General features: G+C 63.2%; 13 protein-coding genes. 6 read left to right on the forward strand and 7 right to left on the reverse strand.

Annotation, left to right across the window (positions count from 1 at the left end):
- Positions 1–8 precede the first annotated feature (8 nt).
- The 5 genes from mfd to BDD21_RS01690 all read left to right on the forward strand — a co-directional run bounded on the left by mfd (position 9) and on the right by BDD21_RS01690 (position 12,185).
- Positions 9–3,497 carry a transcription-repair coupling factor gene (mfd, locus tag BDD21_RS01670; RefSeq protein ID WP_120799687.1) on the forward strand — a complete coding sequence of 1,163 codons (3,489 nt, stop codon included), beginning with the start codon at positions 9–11 and terminating at the stop codon, positions 3,495–3,497.
- A gap of 520 nt (positions 3,498–4,017) precedes the next feature.
- Positions 4,018–6,219: a S8 family peptidase gene (locus BDD21_RS01675; protein ID WP_170164658.1), complete on the forward strand. Its 2,202-nt coding sequence runs from the start codon at positions 4,018–4,020 to the stop codon at positions 6,217–6,219.
- A 130-nt stretch (positions 6,220–6,349) separates the two neighbouring features.
- Positions 6,350–8,449, forward strand: coding sequence for a class I SAM-dependent methyltransferase (locus BDD21_RS01680; protein ID WP_170164659.1), 2,100 nt, complete (start codon positions 6,350–6,352; stop codon positions 8,447–8,449).
- Positions 8,450–8,480: 31 nt separating this feature from the next.
- Positions 8,481–9,515: a rhamnan synthesis F family protein gene (locus tag BDD21_RS01685; protein ID WP_170164660.1), complete on the forward strand. Its 1,035-nt coding sequence runs from the start codon at positions 8,481–8,483 to the stop codon at positions 9,513–9,515.
- A 225-nt stretch (positions 9,516–9,740) separates the two neighbouring features.
- Positions 9,741–12,185, forward strand: coding sequence for a hypothetical protein (locus BDD21_RS01690; protein ID WP_147430959.1), 2,445 nt, complete (start codon positions 9,741–9,743; stop codon positions 12,183–12,185).
- Positions 12,186–12,219: 34 nt separating this feature from the next.
- Here BDD21_RS01690 and fur read toward each other — a convergent pair whose 3' ends face one another.
- Positions 12,220–12,642 carry a ferric iron uptake transcriptional regulator gene (gene fur / locus BDD21_RS01695; protein ID WP_120795667.1) on the reverse strand — a complete coding sequence of 141 codons (423 nt, stop codon included), beginning with the start codon at positions 12,640–12,642 and terminating at the stop codon, positions 12,220–12,222.
- 141 nt (positions 12,643–12,783) lie between these two features.
- Here fur and BDD21_RS01700 point away from each other — a divergent pair, with 141 nt between their 5' ends.
- The gene (locus tag BDD21_RS01700) at positions 12,784–13,278 is read left to right on the forward strand and encodes an outer membrane protein assembly factor BamE (protein ID WP_170164661.1); all 495 of its coding nucleotides are present in this window, start codon (positions 12,784–12,786) and stop codon (positions 13,276–13,278) included.
- A gap of 74 nt (positions 13,279–13,352) precedes the next feature.
- On the opposite strand, the gene BDD21_RS01705 is transcribed toward BDD21_RS01700, so the two are convergent.
- From BDD21_RS01705 to rlmE, 6 genes are all read right to left on the reverse strand, one after another.
- Complete coding sequence (locus tag BDD21_RS01705; protein WP_120795669.1) at positions 13,353–13,682, reverse strand: RnfH family protein; 330 nt, start codon at positions 13,680–13,682, stop codon at positions 13,353–13,355.
- On the reverse strand, positions 13,675–14,109 hold the full coding sequence (locus tag BDD21_RS01710) for a type II toxin-antitoxin system RatA family toxin (RefSeq protein WP_007193316.1): 435 nt from the start codon (positions 14,107–14,109) through the stop codon (positions 13,675–13,677). The genes BDD21_RS01705 and BDD21_RS01710 overlap by 8 nt, the downstream gene beginning before the upstream one ends.
- A gap of 223 nt (positions 14,110–14,332) precedes the next feature.
- Positions 14,333–15,718, reverse strand: a complete 1,386-nt coding sequence (locus BDD21_RS01715; protein WP_120799688.1) for a sodium-dependent transporter — start codon at positions 15,716–15,718, stop codon at positions 14,333–14,335.
- Entirely contained in the window at positions 15,715–17,079 is a 1,365-nt protein-coding gene (gene glmM, locus BDD21_RS01720; protein ID WP_120795670.1) for a phosphoglucosamine mutase, read from the reverse strand. Before glmM ends, BDD21_RS01715 begins: the two co-directional genes overlap by 4 nt.
- Before the next feature lie 14 nt (positions 17,080–17,093).
- The gene (gene ftsH, locus BDD21_RS01725; RefSeq protein WP_120795671.1) at positions 17,094–19,022 is read right to left on the reverse strand and encodes an ATP-dependent zinc metalloprotease FtsH; all 1,929 of its coding nucleotides are present in this window, start codon (positions 19,020–19,022) and stop codon (positions 17,094–17,096) included.
- 83 nt (positions 19,023–19,105) lie between these two features.
- Positions 19,106–19,726, reverse strand: a complete 621-nt coding sequence (rlmE, locus tag BDD21_RS01730; protein WP_120795672.1) for a 23S rRNA (uridine(2552)-2'-O)-methyltransferase RlmE — start codon at positions 19,724–19,726, stop codon at positions 19,106–19,108.
- Positions 19,727–19,728 lie beyond the last annotated feature (2 nt).

The following is a 19,728-nucleotide window of genomic DNA, read 5'->3' on the forward strand; positions in this document are numbered from 1 at the left end:
TGCCGTCCATGCACCCGGTGGCCCTGAACAAGATGCCGTCTCCGCTCGGCCCGCCGCTGCCCGGTCGCCCCGGCGAGCGCCTGCTGTGGGGGCGGTTGTACGGCGCGAGCGTCGCGCTTGCGATTGCGGAGGCCGCCCGCGCGCATGAGGGGCTGATCCTCGCCGTCGTGCCGGACGTCCAAGCCGCGGCCCATCTGCGTGCGGAGCTCGGATTCTTTTTGGCCGGGAGCGGCCTACCGCTGCTGGGGTTTCCGGACTGGGAGACCCTGCCCTACGACGTCTTCTCGCCGCTTCCGGAGCTGGTCTCGGAACGGCTCCTGACGCTGCACCGCTTGCCGGGGCTCGACAAGGGCGTCTTGGTCGTCCCGGTCGGCACCCTGTTGCAGCGCTTGCCGCCGCGCGAGTATGTGGACGGGCAATCGCTGGTCCTTGCGGTCGGGGATCGGCTGGACCTGGATGCGACCCGGCGCCGGCTGGAGCGTGCCGGCTATTCCTGTGTCTCCCAGGTCATCGGCCACGGCGAATACGCGGTGCGCGGCTCCCTGCTCGACGTCTTCCCGATGGGCAGCGAGACCCCGCTGCGCATCGACCTCTTCGACCAGGAGGTCGAGACGATCCGCACCTTCGACCCGGAGACCCAGCGCTCGCAGGAGAAGCTGGAACAGGTCCGGATGCTGCCGGCGCGTGAGTTCCCGCTGACCGAAGAGGCGATCTCCGGATTTCGCCAACGTTATCGGGCGAGCTTCGAGGGCGACCCGCAGGCGAGCTTGGTCTATCGGGAGGTGTCGGAAGGGCGCACCCCTGGCGGGCTGGAATACTATCTCCCGCTCTTTTTCGAGACCACCGCAACCCTTTTCGATTATCTGCCCGCGGGCGTCCTGGCCTTGGAGTCGGACGCCTGTCGCGAGACCGCCACGACCTTCATCGCCGGTGTCGCCCAGCGCTACGAGCAGCGTCGTCACGACATCGAGCGCCCGCTCCTGCCGCCGGCCAAGCTCTATCTGCATCCCGACGAGATGGCCGGGGCACTCAACCGACTGTCGGGCGTGCTCTATCAGTCCCCCGAGGTTCCGGATCGGCGCAAGGGGTATGCGGCATTCCACAACTTTGCGACCACCACCCTGCCCCCGCTCGCCATCCAGGCGCGCGCTGCAGAACCCGCGCAAGCCTTGCAGGACTTCCTGAGCATGCCGGATCGCCGGGTCCTGTTCGTCGCCGAAAGCACGGGGCGGCGCGAGATGCTCTCCGAGCATCTGGCCGGGTTCAACATCCGCGCCCGTCAGGTCGAAGGCTGGCAAGCATTCGTCGAGGGTGATCTCGATCTGGCGTTGACCGTCGCGCCGCTCGAGCGCGGTCTGCTGCTGGAAGACCGCGGCATCGCGCTGGTCACCGAGACCCAGCTCTACGGCGAGCGGGTGCGCCAGGAGCGTCGGCGCCGCGCGCGCGAGCGCGACAGCGACGCCATCGTGCGCAACCTTACCGAGCTGACCGAGGGCGCGCCGGTCGTGCATGAGGAGCACGGCGTCGGGCGCTATCTGGGGCTGCAGACCCTGCAGGTCTGCGGGATGACCACCGAGTTCCTCGCACTCGAATACGCCAACGGCGACAAGCTCTATGTCCCGGTCAGCTCGCTGCATCTGATCTCGCGCTACACGGGTGCCTCGCCCGAGAACGCGCCCCTGCACCGACTCGGCGGCGAGCAGTGGGATCGGATCAAGCGCAAGGCCGCGCAGAAGGCGCACGACGTGGCCGCCGAGCTGCTCGATATCTACGCGCGACGCGCCGCCCGCGAGGGCGTGGCCTGCCCGGCACCGGGCGACGACTATGCCGCCTTCGCCGCTGCCTTCCCCTTCGAGGAGACCCCCGATCAGCTGCGCGCCATCGAGGGCGTAATCGCCGACATGGAAGACGCCAAGCCGATGGACCGGGTGGTCTGCGGCGATGTCGGCTTCGGCAAGACGGAGGTCGCCATGCGGGCGGCCTTCATGGCCGTACAGGGCGGACGGCAGGTCGCGGTGCTGGTGCCGACCACCCTGCTCGCCCAACAGCATTTCGAGAACTTCTCCGACCGCTTCGCCGACTGGCCGATCAAGATCGAGAGCCTGTCGCGATTCCGCACCGCCAAAGAGCAGAAGAAGGTGCTCGAAGGTCTGGCCGACGGCACGGTCGACATCCTGGTCGGCACCCACAAGCTCCTACAGCCCAGTCTGAAATTCAAGAATCTGGGACTGGCGATCATCGACGAGGAGCACCGCTTCGGTGTGCGCCACAAGGAGCAGCTCAAGAATCTGCGCAGCGAGGTGGACATCCTGACCCTCACGGCGACGCCGATACCACGCACGCTCAACATGGCCATGTCAGGCCTGCGGGATCTGTCCATCATCGCGACACCGCCGGTCGAGCGTCATCCCATCAAGACCTTCGTCAGCCCCTGGAACGACGGCCTGATCCAAGAGGCGGTGCTGCGCGAGCTCAAGCGCGGCGGTCAGGTCTACTTCCTCCACAACGAGGTGGAGACCATCGAGAACCAGGCGCAGAAGCTCGAGGCCCTGATCCCGGAGGCGCGGGTACAGGTCGCGCACGGACAGATGCGCGAGCGCGATCTCGAACGGGTGATGCGCGACTTCTATCACCAGCGTTTCAACCTGCTGGTCTGCACCACCATCATCGAGAGCGGCATCGACGTGCCGAGCGCCAACACCATCGTCATCAATCGTGCCGACAAGCTGGGGCTGGCGCAGCTGCATCAGCTGCGCGGACGGGTCGGGCGCTCGCACCATCGCGCCTACGCCTATCTGATCACGCCGCCGACCAAGGTCATGACTGCGGACGCGAAGAAGCGATTGGAGGCGATCGAGTCCATGGAGGATCTAGGGGCCGGCTTCACGCTCGCCACCCATGACTTGGAGATCCGCGGAGCCGGCGAGCTGCTCGGCGACGAGCAGTCCGGCCAGATCCACGAGGTCGGCTTCTCGCTCTACATGGACCTGCTCGAACGCGCGGTCCAGGCGCTCAAGGCCGGACGCACGCCCGAGCTGGACCGACCACTCAGTCACGGCGCCGAGATCGATCTCGGCCTACCCGCCCTGCTGCCCAGCGACTATCTGCCCGACGTGCACGCCCGCCTCGTCATGTACAAACGGATTGCGAGCGCCGCCACGGCCGGCGATCTCAGGGAGCTGCAGGTGGAGATGATCGACCGCTTCGGCCTGCTGCCCGAGCCGGCCAAGAACCTGCTCGAGATCACCGAGCTGAAACTGAAGGTCCAGCCCTACGGAATCCGCAAGATCGAAGCCGGGCCGGCGAGCGGGCGGATCCTCTTCGACGAGACGCCGAGCATCGACCCCGGAAACCTGATCCGACTGATTCAGCAAAAGCCAAAGGAGTTCAAGCTCGACGGCAGCGACAAGCTGCGGTTTTACCGGGACATGGCCGAGCCGCAACGCCGGCTGAGGCAGGTGAACGAAGTGATTGCGCAGTTGGTTGGCGCAGGATAAAACGGAAGAGGAGTCGAAACGATCGCGAGGGCCATCCGGAAAGTGCAGACCGCTTCTTCTTGCGCGCATGTTTATGTCTTTTGTACGGCCTGGTTCATCAGACGGTCCATCTTGCGTACGCTGTCGCGATCAGGAACCACACCGACGAATCGAATCAAGGAAGAAAGCCTCATGACCCAGACAACGGCCTACCCGTACTTCCCGCCGGCCCAGCGCCACGCGTTTGCCAGCCCTCGGCATCACTGACTACCCCCGCCGTGGGCATCGCTCTTTAGATCGCCCCCCCAGATGCTCGGAGGACTCTTGATACCGCTCCGCGGCGCCACGCATGCCATGTGGCGGTTTGGCCGGAGTTACGAAAAAGGGCGATGACGTGATAATCCGTCATCACGGACGAACAACTTCACCGAGCGATGCTCGGAGGCATCGTTTTCAGCTGAGCCTGCCAATCATCGCGAGAAACATCACCATGAACATTCGCCCCACGGTACGAAAACAACTGAGCGCTGCGAGACAAGCCATGAGCATCTCAATCTCGGTCATCTTGGCATTCGTCGCCGTGTTCGCTGCGATGCCGACCCCGTCGGCCAACAACGCAATCGATCCACCTGTCGCGCCAAATAAGAGCGCGGAGCTTAAGACCAAAACGGGGCAGAGCGCAGATTTGCGTGGCAGTCCACCCGAAAAAGCCTCAGCTCATCGTGAGTTGTTGGATCAAGCTCATTCCTTAGGTCGAATCCCGGTCATCGTCAAGCTCAAGACCTGGGTGCAGCCCGAATCAATGCTTGACGATGACGGAATCGTGCAACAGCGCGAAGCGCTCTCGACGATACAACAGCGCGTTCTGGATGAATTGTCCTCGAGGAACGGGCGGGATCAAGCGGCCATGGGCATCAAGCGCTTTGCTCTGACACCTGCATTCGCAATGCAGGCGAGCGAGTCAGACATTCTGGAGCTTCTGGCGCATCCGGACGTTATCGACGTCGTGGAGGATAGCATCATGCTCCCCTTCCTCATGGATAGTGTTCCGCTGATTGGGGGCCTCGATGGTGCTTTCCTTGGATACACCGGCCTGGGCCAGGTCGTTGCCATTCTGGATACCGGCGTGGATAAAAATCATCCTTTTTTGAAAGGAAAGGTGATTTCGGAGGCATGCTACTCGTCGAATGTCCCGGCACTCGGTGCGACTTCGCTTTGCCCCGGGGGTGTCTCTGAATCTACGGCCGATGGCTCCGGGGTCAATTGTCCAATCACCTTGGCGGGTTGTGATCACGGCACTCATGTAGCGGGAATTGTAGCTGGACGAAGCACCAACGCTTCCGGTGTTGCCAGAGACGCTGACATCATCGCCGCTCAGGTATTTTCGCGTTTTGATTCAGCCAGTTTCTGCGGGATTGCAGCGCCTTGCATTGCGACTTTCACATCCGACTCACTCCGTGCATTAGAGCGAATTTACCTTCTCCGAACCAGTTACCCGATTGCTGCAATTAACATGAGTCTCGGTAGCGGTGCTTTTCAAGATCCTTGCAATGATGACGCAAGACGGACGATTATCGACCAGCTGCGAAGCGCTGGCATTGCAACCGTCGCCGCAAGTGGAAACGAAGGCTATGCAAATGCGATGAGTGCGCCCGCATGCGTTCCGAGCGCGATCAGTGTCGGAAGCACAACCAAAGCGGACCAGATCTCGGGCTTCTCCAATAGTGCTTATTTTCTCGATCTACTGGCGCCCGGAGCATCGATCTATTCAGCAGTCCCAGGCACGGGCTATGCGTCAAAAAGCGGAACCTCGATGGCGACACCTCACGTCGCCGGAGCTTGGGCGGTGATCAAATCGGCCCAACCCGCCGCAGACCCCGATGCTATTCTGAACATGCTCAAATCAACCGGGATAGCTCTAACCGATGTCAACGACATCACGACGTCTCGGATCCAGGTTGATCGAGCAGTCGATGAAATCGCGGGACCACAAGCGACCATCAACACTGCTGTCCTACCCTACGCCCGTGCCGTCGCGATCGCCGAAACCGCCACCGCCTTTGCGAGCGTCATCAACAGCGGCGACACGACGGCATTAAGTTGCTTGATTGCCCTTCCCACTGGCATTCCCGCAACCTTGAGCTATCAGACGACCACCGCAGCCAACGTGCTGACAGGGACGCCGAACACCCCTGTCGACATTGCCGCCGGCGCAACCCAAGGCTTTGTCTTCGGCATCACACCGAGCCAATCGATGGCCGCGACCGAGATCCCGCTCGTGTTCGACTGCACCAACACCGCCCCGGCGCCCAGTCATCCCGGCCTCAATACCTTCATCCTCTCAGCCGCGGCGATCGCACCCCCCGATCTGCTCGCAATCGGCGTAACGCCAAGCGGGGACGGCGTCGTGCGGCTGCCGAGCAGCACCGGCATCGGCTTCTTCGCCACGGCAGCCGTGAACATCGGCAGCGCCGGCACGGTGACCGTCAGCGCCGACGACGGCGGGCGCGGCCTGCCCTTAACCCTGCGGGTCTGCGAGACCACCCCGGCAGGGGAGTGGATCGTCTGCGGAAACAGCCTGACCCGTTTGGTCGGTGCCGACCAAACGGCCTACTTCACCGTTTTTGCCACCGGCACCGGTCAGCCGATTGCCTTTGATCCGGCCAACAACCGCCTCTTCCTGCGCTTCGCCTCGAACGGAACGACGGTGGGTGCAACCAATGTCGCAGTGACGGCGCCGTAGCTGCGCGCGGTGCGGCGAATCGCGAGTGCCGGTGTCCACCGGCATGTCGCATCGGCTATCCTGCCGTCGCACCCTTGGCTGCAGCTTCGAGCAGGGTGGAGGTACACCGAACCATTCAGGAGGGTTGAGCATGACGATCGACTGGACACCCGCGCCGGCGATGGCGTTCGCCTGTCCGGTCTGCCGTTCGGACGGCGCCAAGCGCTCCGTCCTGGCGGTTGAGTCGCCTTTCAATTCCAAAGATCTTTTGCGACTCCACGCCTGCGACGTGTGCGGAACCTTGAGCTTTCCGGGGCTGACGCCGCCAGCCTATGAGGAGGACGGGGCGGATGCGGATGCCGACACCGGGACGTCTCTTTCGCAGGCCGCCATCAAGTTCTATGTGGAGCAGGGCGCGGCGCCCGACACCATGGTCGAACCCCTGTTCTGGTTCGATCGGACCAATGTCAGGCGCTATGCGGAGGTCGGTTGCGGCTTCGGGTTCGGTTTGGACTTCGCCCGCGAGGCGCTGGGTTGGAAGGTTCGCGGTTTCGATCCCTCGCCGCTTGCACGCGCCGGGCGACACCTCCTGAATCTTCCCATCACATCGGCGTATCTCGGTCCCGAGACCTTGCGCGGCGAGCCGCCGGTCGACGTACTGCTCGCCTCCGAGGTCATCGAGCATGTCGTGGACCCCCACCGCTTCCTGGACGACATCACGCCGATCTTGGCTCCAGACGGATGGTTGGTGATCAGCACGCCGAATGCCGCCGGGGTCAGCCCGGATGCGTCTCCCGGCGCGCTGCTGCCGATTCTGACCCCCGGATATCACCTTGTACTCTTCAGCGAGGCGGCGCTGCGCCGGCTGCTCGAGGAACATGGCTTCACGCAGGTCGACATCCGAGCGTCGGCGACGAATCTGACGGCACTGGCCTGCCGTCAGTCACGGCCTTGCGATCTCTCTCGCACACTCGACCGGGATCTCTACCGCGACTATCTAAAGCGCCGACTCGGTTCGCTGGATCCGGACGAACCGCTCGCTCACGGGTTTTCCGGGCGATTGATCAAGGAGTATGTCAACGCGGGCGACATCGAGGCGGCACAGGCGGAGCTGCGCGGCCTGACCGACACCTATCGGCGTCTTTACGGCATCGATCTCGAGCGCCCCGAGACGGTCTTGGCCGGGCCGATCGAGATCGAGAGTTTCGGGAGATTTGGCGCAGTGATCCCGGCCAATCTCTGTGGTCTAGCCTATCGGAGTGCCTTCATCGCGCTACGTCATGCGAATGAACCCGGACGCGCGCTGTCCTGTTTCCAGCTCGGCGAGCGTGCCGGGGTTGCCCTTCGCGAGGCTCTGCAATCGATCGGCTGCGACGACGGCGAGACCGAGCATCTCGTCGAGCTGTGCCGATTGGGTTCGCTCGAGGCTTCGACCCGCGTGTCTCCATCCGAAGCTCCGATGCGCTTGAAGGCCGCTCGCGAGGCATTCGTCGGAGCCGACGGCAGCGGGGCGAACTCACGACGTCGCTTCGAAGTCGATCTGGAACGGTGTTTCGTCGATCTGGCCTTCAGCGGTGACTACGCGGCAGCGAACGCCTTGGCTGACGCGCGTTGCACCGAGTGGCCGGATGCGCCGGGTGTACTCGACGCGCTCGGCCTCGCAGCATACGACTATGCCCGTTCCTGTCATGCCCGTGGATTGCTTGCCCTGAATGACCGAAACGATGCGGAGGCGGCGCTCACTTGGTTCCGGGCTGCCGGCGAACACCTGCAAGCCTCGACCGCTGCCGGCGACGCAGACCAAGACGACCTCGCACGAGCAATCGAAAGCGCCCTCCTGTCGGCCCAAGCCATTGCCGAGCCCGAGGCTGCGGCCCGTGCATGTCAAGAGCGCTTGGCGGTCACGCCTTCATCGGCCCCTCATGTCCTTGGCCTCTGCTGCGAGGTCTTTCAGCGTCTGGTCCACAGCGGAGCTTACACTGCAGCGGCGACGCTCGAGCCCGCCATCGCCCGGCAACTGACCCTGGCGCCCGAGATGCTGACGGGCGAACTGGCGTTTGTGCTGGGCATTCTCGCCTTGAATCATGCGGCGGATCCAGCCGAAGCCTTCGGGTGGTTTTCGCGAGCGGCGCAATTAACATCTCCCGAGAGTCCGCTGAACGACCTCGCAATTTCCCATGCACGCCTGGCCGCGGCGGCAGCCGGCATCGAAGGTGCCGGCATCGGCGCAGACCCGAGCAGATCCAAGTAGCCCGACTCACGCAGTACTAAAGGATTGTTCTATGGGGTTGCGCGAATTTCGTCAAGCACTCACCGGGCGCCGACTCGGCAACTTCATCGAGCACCGAACCTGTTGGATGCGCGTGCGCTTTGCGCGTGACCCGAGTTGGGTTGTCCAACGCTGGGACGGCGATGGCGGGTTGGCCGAGACCAAGCGGATCGCCGTCTTCGTCCACTACGACGACAAGGGTCTCGTCCATCAGTACGTGCTTTTCTATCTGCAGCAATTGCGAGAGGCCGGCTACGATATCCTGTTCGTGACCAACAGCCCTCGGCTCTTGCCGTCTGCGGTCGAGGTGCTGCGTCCGCACTGCGCTTTGATCTTGCGGCGGCGCAACCGCGGCTACGACTTCGGGGCCTATAAGGATGCCATACGGGAGATCCCGGACCTCGCCACGCTCGACAGCCTCATCCTGGCCAATGACAGTGTTTACGGCCCCTTTCACTCGCTGAGTGAGCTCCTGCGACAGGCCGACCCGACTCAAGCCGACATCTGGGGCATTACGGATAATTTTGAGCACCACTATCATCTGCAGAGCTACTTCCTCCTCCTCCATCGCCCGGCCTTGGCAGCGACCGAGTTCCACCGGTTCTGGAGGGATGTCTGCTACACCCAAACGAAAGAGCTGGTCATCCATCATCACGAGATCGGCTTCTCGCGGCGAATGCTGGCCGCCGGACTGCAATTAGAAGCGCTCTATCCCTACCGCGCTGTGGCGATGGAGCTAATCGACGATCTGCAACGCCGCTGGCTGGACAATCCCGATTGGGCCGCGCGGTTACCACAGCGCGATTATCTCAAATGGTTGTTCGAGAAATTGATGGCCGGTGTGCCCGTTAACCCCAGCCACTTCTTCTGGGAGCCCTTATTGCGTCGGCACGGCTACCCCTTCCTAAAACGCGAGCTGCTCACACGCAACCCCTGCGGCGTGCCGCTGACCCAATACTGGGAGAGTGCGATTCGCCAAGTGAGCGGATACGATACTCGCCTAATCTCCCGACACCTGCAGCATGTCTTGCGTAACCGTAGCATTTGAACGGAAACCGAAACCCCAGGACCGGGTCTTAAACCGCGCCGGCTCCGACGGCCGTCGGAGCCGGCGCGGCCAAGCCAACACACTACGCATACCGCACTGGGCGCAGTTTAGATGACAATCGTCGCCGCACCCTGCGCGGCAGCCGAACGGGTTAAGAAGATGTTCACAATGAAAACACTGCCAACATCGTTTTTCTTGGGCTTTGCCGCACTGCTGATATGGACGATGAGCAGCGCCGCCTTCTCCGGTGGGTTCAATTCCGGCTCGGATCTCGAAGACCTGCATCGGCGCGCCGTCGAGCACGACGCCTGGATGCGCGAGCACCTGATGCCGGCCGGCGGGGTCATGTCCGCGCAGTTCACCGACGACACCTACTCGCAGGTGCGCAGTTACGGCGGTAGGCGGGATCCTGCGATCTGGACCGGCGCCTATCTGGCCGCGCAAGCGCTGCGTCTGCAGGTGACCGGCGCGGCCGATGCGGTAGACCAGGTTGCCGAGACGGTCAGGGTGCTGCATCGATGGTGGCGGATCTCGGGGGATGCGGGCTATCTCGCTCGGTTCGCGGCACCGGCCGACAGTTCGGAAGCCATCCTAGCGACACTGCCTGCCGAAGATCCAGAGGTCATTCGAGACGTTCCTTACGAGGATGCACTCTGGCACTGGCGTGGCCGGGTCAGTCGCGATCAATACCAAGGCGTGCTGCTCGGCATGTCGCTCGCTTACGAGGCGACATCCGATCCCGGCATTCGTCAGCTCATTCGGGAAGATGTCGCAACCTTCGCCGAGCAGCTCATGAGGCGCGAACGCAAGCGCGTGAAGGTCATCATCAACGGGGCGAGCAACTTCTCGACCACGATTGAGCTACAGCATACGGTCTACACCGACGACGAAACCCCGGACGGAATACCGATCCTCAACATTCGCACCAGCCCATTCGAGGCGGAGGGCTCTGGAATGTTGGGGTTCTGGCCGAACCCGACCGAAATCGCGCGTCAAATCCCCGGCCTCGGATGGCTGCCCGATGTCCTCTTGCCGAGTCAGGCGATCCAGCTTGCCGCAACCTTTCGGGTTGCGCTGCAGGTCACCGCCGGGGTTCCGGGATACGAGGCGCGTCATGCAGCCCTGCTGGCGCATTACGACGAGCAGGTCGAAAACTGGCTTGCGATCGCGACGGGTTGGGAGAATACGAATCGATGCGGCGCCAGCTATCACGGGCTGAATATCGCCTTTATGCCGATGTACACCTGGGTCAGGCTTGAGGATGACCCGGTGCGACGCGAGCGACTTCAACGCGATGTCCTGAGAGATGCGCTCTGGTCCGCGGTCGAAGACCACAAGAACGTCTTCTTCAGCTTTATCTATGCCACGCAGGCGGCACCCGAGGATTCCGTCGAGGCCGTGATCGCCGAGCATCTCGCTCAGCTTCGATTGTTCCCCAACCCGCCTCAAACGGCCGAGCCGCTGGATGTGCGCTGGAAGTATCCCGAAGATCCGGAATGTCCCGGTCTGTCGGCTGTTGCCACCGATGTCGACGATCGAGCAGGTGCCACCTTTATTTGGGAGCGCCAGCCTTGGAGGCTGGTCGATCCGGGAGCGCCCGACATGGCCTTTGCGGGTGTCGACTATCTCTTGGCGTACTGGCTCGGGCGTCAAGCCGGCTTCATCGGAGGAAGCGGGCGTGTCACCGTTTCGCAGGCGGGCACGGGTCGGGGGACCCTGACATCGACCCCGTCGGGTATCGACTGCGGCGCGATCTGCGACGCTGACTTCGATCTTGGATCGGAGGTAAGTCTTGCTGCCGTGGCTGCACCCGGTTCGGTGTTCACGGGGTGGTCGGGAGACGCATCCTGCCCCTACATCCATTCGCTGAATGGAGACACGCGCTGCGTTGCGACCTTCGAGACCCTTCCCGTCGGCGCCACGACCATCCATGCGGCCGTGCTTCCCTACGCCCGCGCCGTGGGCATCGGCGAGACTGCGACCGCCTTTGCGAGCGTCATCAACAGCGGGGACAGCATCGCCAGCGGTTGCTCGATCGCCCTGCCGGGCGGCATTCCGGCGAGTTTCGGCTTTCAGGCGACCAACGCACTCAATATCGCTACCGGCACACCCGATACCCCGATGGACATCGCCCCGGGTGCGACCCAAGGTTTCGTCTTCGCATTGACGCCTCACGGCGCCCTGCGGGCTATCGAGATCGCCCCGGTATTTGACTGCACCAATACCGCTCCGGCACCCAGCCACACCGGCCTCAACACCTTTATCCTCTCGGCGGCGTCGACCGCACCGCCCGATCTGCTTGCGGTCGGTGTAACCCCGAGCGGCGACGGCGTAGTGCGGCTTCCGAGTCGAGACGGAACCGGCTTCTTTGCCGTTGCGGCGGTCAACATCGGCAGCGGAGGGACGGTTACCGCCAGCGCGGACGACGGCGGGCGCGGCCTGCCGCTAAGCCTCCGAGTGTGCGAGACCGATGCTCAAGGCGAGTGGATCGCCTGCGGCAACAGTCTCACCCGCAGCCTTGCAAGAGACGAAACCGCCTATTACACCGTTCTGGTCAGCGGCTCGGGTCAGCGAGTCGCCTTCGATCCAGCCACGAACCGGTTGTTTCTTCGCCTGCAGACGGCCGGCGTGACCGTCGGCGCCACCAACGTCGCGGTGACGACCCCTTAGGGAAGTCCGAGGTGATCGGTCCTGGCGTCGCCGATCACCGCTTCCTCGTCTTCTCGCACTCCGCGCAGATCCCGTAGAGCACGAGCGAGTGATCCTCGATCCGGAAGTGGCGCTCCTCGGCGATCTTGGATTGGCGCTCTTCGATGACCGGGTCGCAAAACTCCACGACCTTGCCGCACTTGATGCACACCAGATGGTCGTGGTGGTCTCCGCTGTTGAGCTCGAAGACCGACTGCCCGGTCTCGAAGTGTCGCCGGCACACCAGCCCCGCGCCCTCGAACTGGGTCAAGACGCGGTAGACGGTGGCAAGCCCGATCTCCTCGCCGTTGTTGAGGAGCTCTTTGTAGACATCCTCGGCGCTTAAGTGGCGCTTGCCGCAGTTCTCGAGAATGGCGAGGATCGCGACCCGCGGGGCGGTGACCTTGAGACCTGCCTGTTTGATCTGCTCGATTTCCAAATCCCATCTCCCCGTCTTAAGGCGGGTCCTGCGCGGTGCGCGGGCCTGCCCGATTCGTCTTCTGATTCGTCGCCCCGATGATCGGATCCGGGCGCTGCTGTATCATGCCTGGGTTCACTGCAAATGCGCTGTTTTCAAGACATGCGAAAGTTGGTTTATATCTCGATTCTCGGCTGCCTGGTTGCGCTTGCAACGGCCGGCTGCTCCCGTGACAAAAAGCCCGAGCAGTATCGGGGCTCTGTCCTGGAGGATCTCCCGTTCGTCTACAAGATGACGGTGCAACAAGGCAATATCATCACCGAGGAGATGGTCGATCGCCTGGAGCTCGGGATGAACAAGCGCCAGGTCCAGTTTCTGCTTGGTACGCCCTTGCTCACGGATTTCTTCCAGGCCAATCGCTGGGACTACACCTATACCATTCAGCGCGGGCACGATCCTATGGAGATCCGCTTCTTGACTCTGCATTTTCAGGACGATGATAGCCTTGCGCGGATCGAGGGGGATATTCGCCCCAATCCGGCGCGCGCCGAGGCGAGAGAGCCGCAGGAAATGGTCGTCTCCGTTCCCGATTATCAGGAACGTAAGGGCTTGATTACACGCGCCCTGGAAACAATCGGCTTGGAGCCGAAGGAGTAACGTCAGCCCGTTCGAGGAGGCCGGTGCGATCGCGATGCACCCCGAGGATGCTCGGCGATCCGTGACGCGCCGGCTCAGGTTCCGCTGCTCGTATCGGCATCCGCGCTGCCCTTGCGCATGACCTTGCCCTCCGCTGCACGGCGTTTGCGCGCCTCCCTCGGATCGGCAATCAAGGGGCGATAGATCTCGACGCGATCGCCATCCTCTAAGATCTGATCCAGTTTAGCCAGTTTTCCGAAAATGCCGACCTGGTTGACCGCCAGATCGATCTCGGGGCACCTGGAGAGCACGGCGGATTGCTCGATCGCCTCGCGCACCGTCGCCCCCATGCGCACCTCGAGCGGACGGAGCATTTGGTCGTCGGCACCGACATAGGCCACGGACACCTTCAGATAGTCAGTCACCGTAGACCTCTTCGGCACGCCGACAAAAGGCATCCACCAGCGTATTGGCAATCTGGTGAAAGACGGCTCCGAAGGCCTTGTCGATCAGATGTCCCGAGAACTCGAACTCCAGCTCCAGCTCGACCTTGGAGGCATCCTCGCGCAACGGGACGAAACGCCACCCGCCGACCAGCTTTCGGAAGGGGCCGTCGAGCAGATCGATGTCCATCCGCCGGTCGCGCTCGAACCGATTACAGGTGCTGAAGGTCTGGCGAATCCCCATGCGAGCGACCTCGATCTGGCCGCAGATCTTCTCGTCTGTTTCCGAGATGACGCGTGTCTTATCGCACCAGGGCAGAAATTTCGGGTAAGAGCCGACATCGTAGACGAGGTCGAACATCTGCGATGCCGAGTAAGGCACCAGAGCACTTTTTCTGACGATAGCCACAGCTAAACCGCGTCCCGAGTGAAAAACCGACGTTTAGAAAGCCCCTGCCCCCTCAAGGGCATCGAAAGCCGTCTGCGTGACGCGGTTTAGAGAATGAAAAGATCCCAATTCCGTCGCTCGACGAGCATTGACTCAGGCCCCTCGATACACGCACATCCTGCGTGCGCATCGTTCCGCCCGGGTCCGAGCCGAGCGGATCTCTCGAAGCTGATCACCGTCCGATTCACCCCAACCCGAACCATTTGAGCACGCCGACGGCATTCAGCAGCACGATGCCGACGGCGATGGGGGCAACGTACCTGATCAGCACCCACCAAAGCCGGTATGCCAGACCCTCGCCCATCTGAAGCTCATCGGAGGACGAGGACCGCGCGAGTATCCAGCCGGCAAAGACTGCAATCAGGACACCTCCTAAGGGCAACAGGATGTTCGCGGTCAGAAAGTCGAAGAGATCCAGAAAGCCCTTGCCGAAAATCTTGACCTCCGACCAGGCATTCAACGAGAGCAGACAGGCGATGCCCAGCAGCCAAACAGTCAGGCCGCCCAACACGGAGGCACGCACCCGGCTGAAACTCAGATTCTCGACCAGCCAGGCCACGAGCGGCTCCAACAGGGAGATGGCCGAGGTCCAGGCCGCGAACAGGAGCAGCACGAAGAACAGGGTCCCGAAGAAAGGCCCGCCCGGCATGTCTCCGAAGGCGATCGGCAGGGTCTGGAAGATCAGACCGGGGCCGCTGTCCGGTGCCAGGCCGTGGGCGAAGACGATGGGGAAGATCGCAAGCCCGGCCAACAGGGCCACCAGGGTATCCAGGCCGGCAATGATCATGGTGTTCTGTGCGATCGAGGAGTCGCGTTTCAGGTAGGACCCGTAGATCATGATGGCGCCCATCCCGAGGCTCAGGCTGAAGAACGCCTGGCCCATGGCGCTGAGGATCGCCTCGCCCGCCTTGCCCTGAAATTCGGCAAAGTCAGGCTCGAAGAGATAGGTCACCGCCTTGTCGAAATCTCCGGCCTGCATGCCGTATCCGACCATGACCACGAGGAGCACGAACAGCGCCGGCATCAGGACGCGCACGGCCTTCTCGAGCCCGCCGGCGACACCGCGCGCGACCACGAGCACCACCATGATCATGAAGATGGTGTGCCAGGCGAGCAGTCGCTCGGCATCGCCGATCAGGCCGGAGAACATCTCGCCGGCACCCGCACCGTCGATGCCGGTGAACATCCCGGTGGCGGCGCGGAACATGTACCCCATGGTCCAGCCCGCGATCACGCTGTAGAAGGAGAGGATGAGGAAACCCGCGAGGATCCCCATCCAGCCCAATAACTGCCACGCGGGCGACCGGCCCTCCGCACTGGCCAGTGCGCGCATGGTGTTGATGGGACTGCGCCGACCACGCCGCCCGAGCATGATCTCCGCCATCATGATCGGAACGCCGATCAGGACGACACAGAGCACGTAGACCAACACGAAGGCGCCGCCGCCGTATTCGCCGGCGGTGTAGGGAAAGCGCCAGATGTTCCCGAGACCCACCGCCGATCCGCTCGCCGCCAGGATAAAGGCGAGCCGAGTCGACCACATTCCATGTATCGAGTCGGCCGCGCTCAAGAGGGCAGCCCGTCCGCGCAAGGCGCGATCTGGGCACGCACGACATCGGCCAGCCACTCGGCAAGGCGCCGGACCTCGCTCGCGTCGACACCCTCGACCATGACCCGAACCAGCGGCTCGGTTCCGGAGGGACGCAGCAGGATGCGTCCCCGGCCCGCGAGCGCCTGCTCCGCGGTCTGCACCGCATCCTGCACGGCGGACAAGCCGACGACGTCGCGTTGAGCGTCCAACCTGACATTGATCAGGACCTGCGGGTAGGGCGCAACCTCCGCACAGACCTCGTGCAGCTCTCTGTCCAGACGTTTTAGCCCGGCCAGGACCTGCAGTGCCGCGACGATGCCGTCACCCGTGCTGGTGCGGTCGCGACAGATGATGTGTCCGGAGGGCTCGCCGCCGAGGATGCCGTCCGAGCGCTTCAGATGCTCCATGATGTAGCGGTCGCCGACCTTGGCCCGCACGAATCCGACGCCGAGGCGTTGCAAGGCATGCTCGAAGCCCAGGTTGCTCATGAGGGTGCCGACGACCTCGCCGCGCATCGCCCCGTCGGCAAGGCGGTCCTTGGTAATGACGTACAGGAGTTGATCGCCGTCGATCAGCCGGCCTTTGCCGTCGACCATCAGCACCCGGTCGCCGTCGCCGTCGAAGGCGATGCCAAGATCGGCCCCTTCTTCCACGACCGCTCGGCACAGGGCGTCCGGATGGGTGGAGCCGACATCGCGATTGATGTTGAACCCGTCAGGCTCGGCGCCGAGGCGGATGACCTCGGCGCCGAGCTCTTCGAAGACATAGGGCGCCGTGTTGTAGGTCGCGCCGTGGGCGCAATCGACGACGACACGCAGTCCACGGAAATTCATACTCGTCGGAACGGTGCTCTTGCAGAACTCGATGTAACGCCCGTTGGCGTCGTCGATCCGCTTCACCTTGCCGAGCGCGGCTGAATCAACCGTGCGCAGGGGCCGCTCGAGCTCGGCCTCGATCGCTTCTTCGACCTCGTCCGGGAGCTTGTCGCCGTCGGCCGAGAAGAATTTGATACCGTTGTCTTGATAAGGATTGTGCGAGGCGGTGATGACGATGCCGGCCGAGGCGCGAAAGGTCCGCGTGAGATAGGCCACACCGGGCGTGGTCATCGGCCCGAGCAGCCGGATATTGACTCCGGCCGCCACCAGGCCCGCCTCCAAGGCCGACTCGAACATATAGCCCGAAATCCGCGTGTCCTTTCCGATGAGGACCTTTCCGCCATTGCCCTGGCCGAAGACGCGTCCGGCCGCCCAACCGAGCTTGAGGACAAAGTCCGGGGTGATCATCCCCTCCCCGACGCGCCCACGGATCCCGTCCGTCCCGAAATAACGACGTCCCGACATATCGGCCTCCGTGCCTAGTGTTCGCTGGCAGGTCGTCCAAGTGTCCCGTCGTCGGGACCCGACTCGGGATCCGCCTGTCGAGCGCGATCGGAGCGACGACCGGCCGGGCGGCCGCCGGTCTCCTCGTCCTCCCAGTCACTCGGCGGACGTGGCGGGCGCCCGGACATGATGTCGTTGATCTGCTCCGCATCGATGGTCTCGTATTTCATCAACGCGGCGGACATGGCGTGCAGCTTGTCCATGTTGGCGGTCAGCAGGCCGCGGGCACGCTCGTAGTTGCGCTCGATGACGTTGCGGATCTCCTCGTCGATGAGATGCGTCGTCTCGTCCGAGACACTCTTGTGCTGGGTGACCGAGTGCCCGAGGAAGACCTCTTGCTCCTCCTCGCTGTAGGTCAGCGGACCCAGCTTGTCGGACAGACCCCACTTGGTGACCATATTGCGCGCGATCTCGGTCGCACGATGGATGTCGTTCTGCGCGCCGGTGGTCACGCTTTCCGGGCCGAAGATCAACTCCTCGGCCAAGCGTCCGCCGAAGAGGCTCGAGATGCTGCTCTCCAGGCGCTGCTTGCTGTAGCTGAAGCGGTCATCCTCGGGCAGGAAGAGGGTCACGCCCAGCGCCCGACCCCGCGGGATGATGCTGACCTTGTGCACCGGATCGTGGTCGGGGACCAGTCGACCGACAATGGCATGGCCGGACTCGTGATAGGCGGTCAACCGCTTCTCGTCGTCGGACATGACCATGGAGCGACGCTCGGCGCCCATCATGATCTTGTCCTTCGCCTTCTCCATGTCGTCCATGTCGACCATCTTCTTGTTCGATCGAGCGGCGAAGAGAGCGGCCTCGTTGATGAGGTTGGCGAGATCCGCACCCGAGAACCCGGGCGTGCCGCGCGCCAGGACCGACGCCTTCACGTCCTCGCCCGCCGGGATCTTGCGCATGTGCACCTTCAGGATCTGCTCGCGACCGCGCACGTCCGGGAGCGGGACGACCACTTGGCGGTCGAACCGACCCGGACGCAGGAGGGCCGGATCCAGAACGTCGGGGCGGTTGGTCGCCGCGATGACGATGACGCCCTCGTTGCCCTCGAACCCGTCCATTTCAACCAAGAGCTGGTTGAGGGTTTGCTCGCGCTCGTCGTGACCGCCGCCCAGACCGGCACCACGATGCCGGCCGACCGCGTCGATCTCGTCGATAAAGATGATGCAGGGAGCGTGCTTCTTGGCCTGCTCGAACATGTCGCGCACGCGCGAGGCGCCCACACCGACGAACATTTCCACGAAGTCCGAGCCCGAGATGGTGAAGAAGGGCACCTTCGCCTCGCCTGCGATCGCGCGGGCGAGCAGGGTTTTGCCGGTTCCGGGCGGACCGACCATGAGGACGCCTTTCGGGATCTTGCCGCCGAGCTTCGTAAATTTGCTCGGATCGCGCAGGAAATCGACCATCTCCGAGACCTCGTCCTTGGCCTCCTCGGCACCCGCGACATCCTGGAAGGTGACCTTGACCTGATCCTCGGAGAGCATCCGGGCGCGGCTCTTGCCGAAAGACATGGCACCGCGACCGCCGGCACCGCCCTGCATCTGGCGCATGAAGAAGATCCAGATCGCGATCAGGATCAGGAGCGGGAACCAGTTGATCAGGACCTGCATGAGGACGGATTGCTTCTCGGGAGGCGCGGCCTTGATCACGACGCCGTGATTCAGGAGGTCCCCCACGAGTCCGTCGTCACCGGGGCTGAAGGTCGTGAACCGCTGCCCCGACCCGCTGATGCCCTCGATCGTGCGACCCTGGATCGTGACCTCCTTGACCTCGCCACCCCGGACCTGCTCGATAAATTCGGAATAGGTCAGGGTCCGAGGCGTCGTCGGCGCAGTGGTGAAATTGTTGAAGACGGACATCAGCACGACGGCGATGACCACCCAAAGAAGTATATTTTTCGCCATGTCATTCACGGCCGCTTGCCCCTGCTGATGGTGGACCGACGCGATTGTGTCGAGGTCGGACGATCGAAACTAGCACCGACGCCTCAAGGATGAAAGCCTTTGGCGACGAGGTAAAGCTCCCGGCTCTGGGATCGCGACGATTTGGGCTTACGACTGACCACTTTGGAGAAGCTCCGTCGCAGCTCGGTCAGGATGTCGTCGAAGCCCGTGCCTTGGAACACTTTGACGACCAGAGACCCTCCGGGTTGCAGATGCGACCGCGCAAGATCCAAGGCCAATTCCACAAGATACATCGAGCGCGGCTGATCCACGACCGTCATTCCGGTTATGTTGGGGGCCATATCCGAGAGCACCAGATCAAGCGGCTCGCCGCCGAAGCTTTCACAGAGCCGCTCGAGGATCTCGGGCTCGCGGAAGTCGCCCTGCATGACGACGACGCCGGCCAGCGGATCCATCGGCAGCAGGTCGAGCGCAACGACACTGCCGCGCGCCCCGACGAGGCGTGCGGCGATCTGGGACCAACTGCCCGGAGCGGCACCCAAATCCAAGACCCTCATCCCCGGGCGAAAGATCCGGTCCTTCTCCTGGATCTCGAGCAGTTTATAGGCGGCGCGTGAACGATACCCCTCGCGCTGCGCGCGCTTGACGTAGGGATCGCTGTGCTGCCGATCGAGCCATTTCCGGCTTGAGGCTGTTTTCGCCATGT

This window comes from Thiocapsa rosea, from assembly GCF_003634315.1.
GTDB lineage: Bacteria > Pseudomonadota > Gammaproteobacteria > Chromatiales > Chromatiaceae > Thiocapsa > Thiocapsa rosea.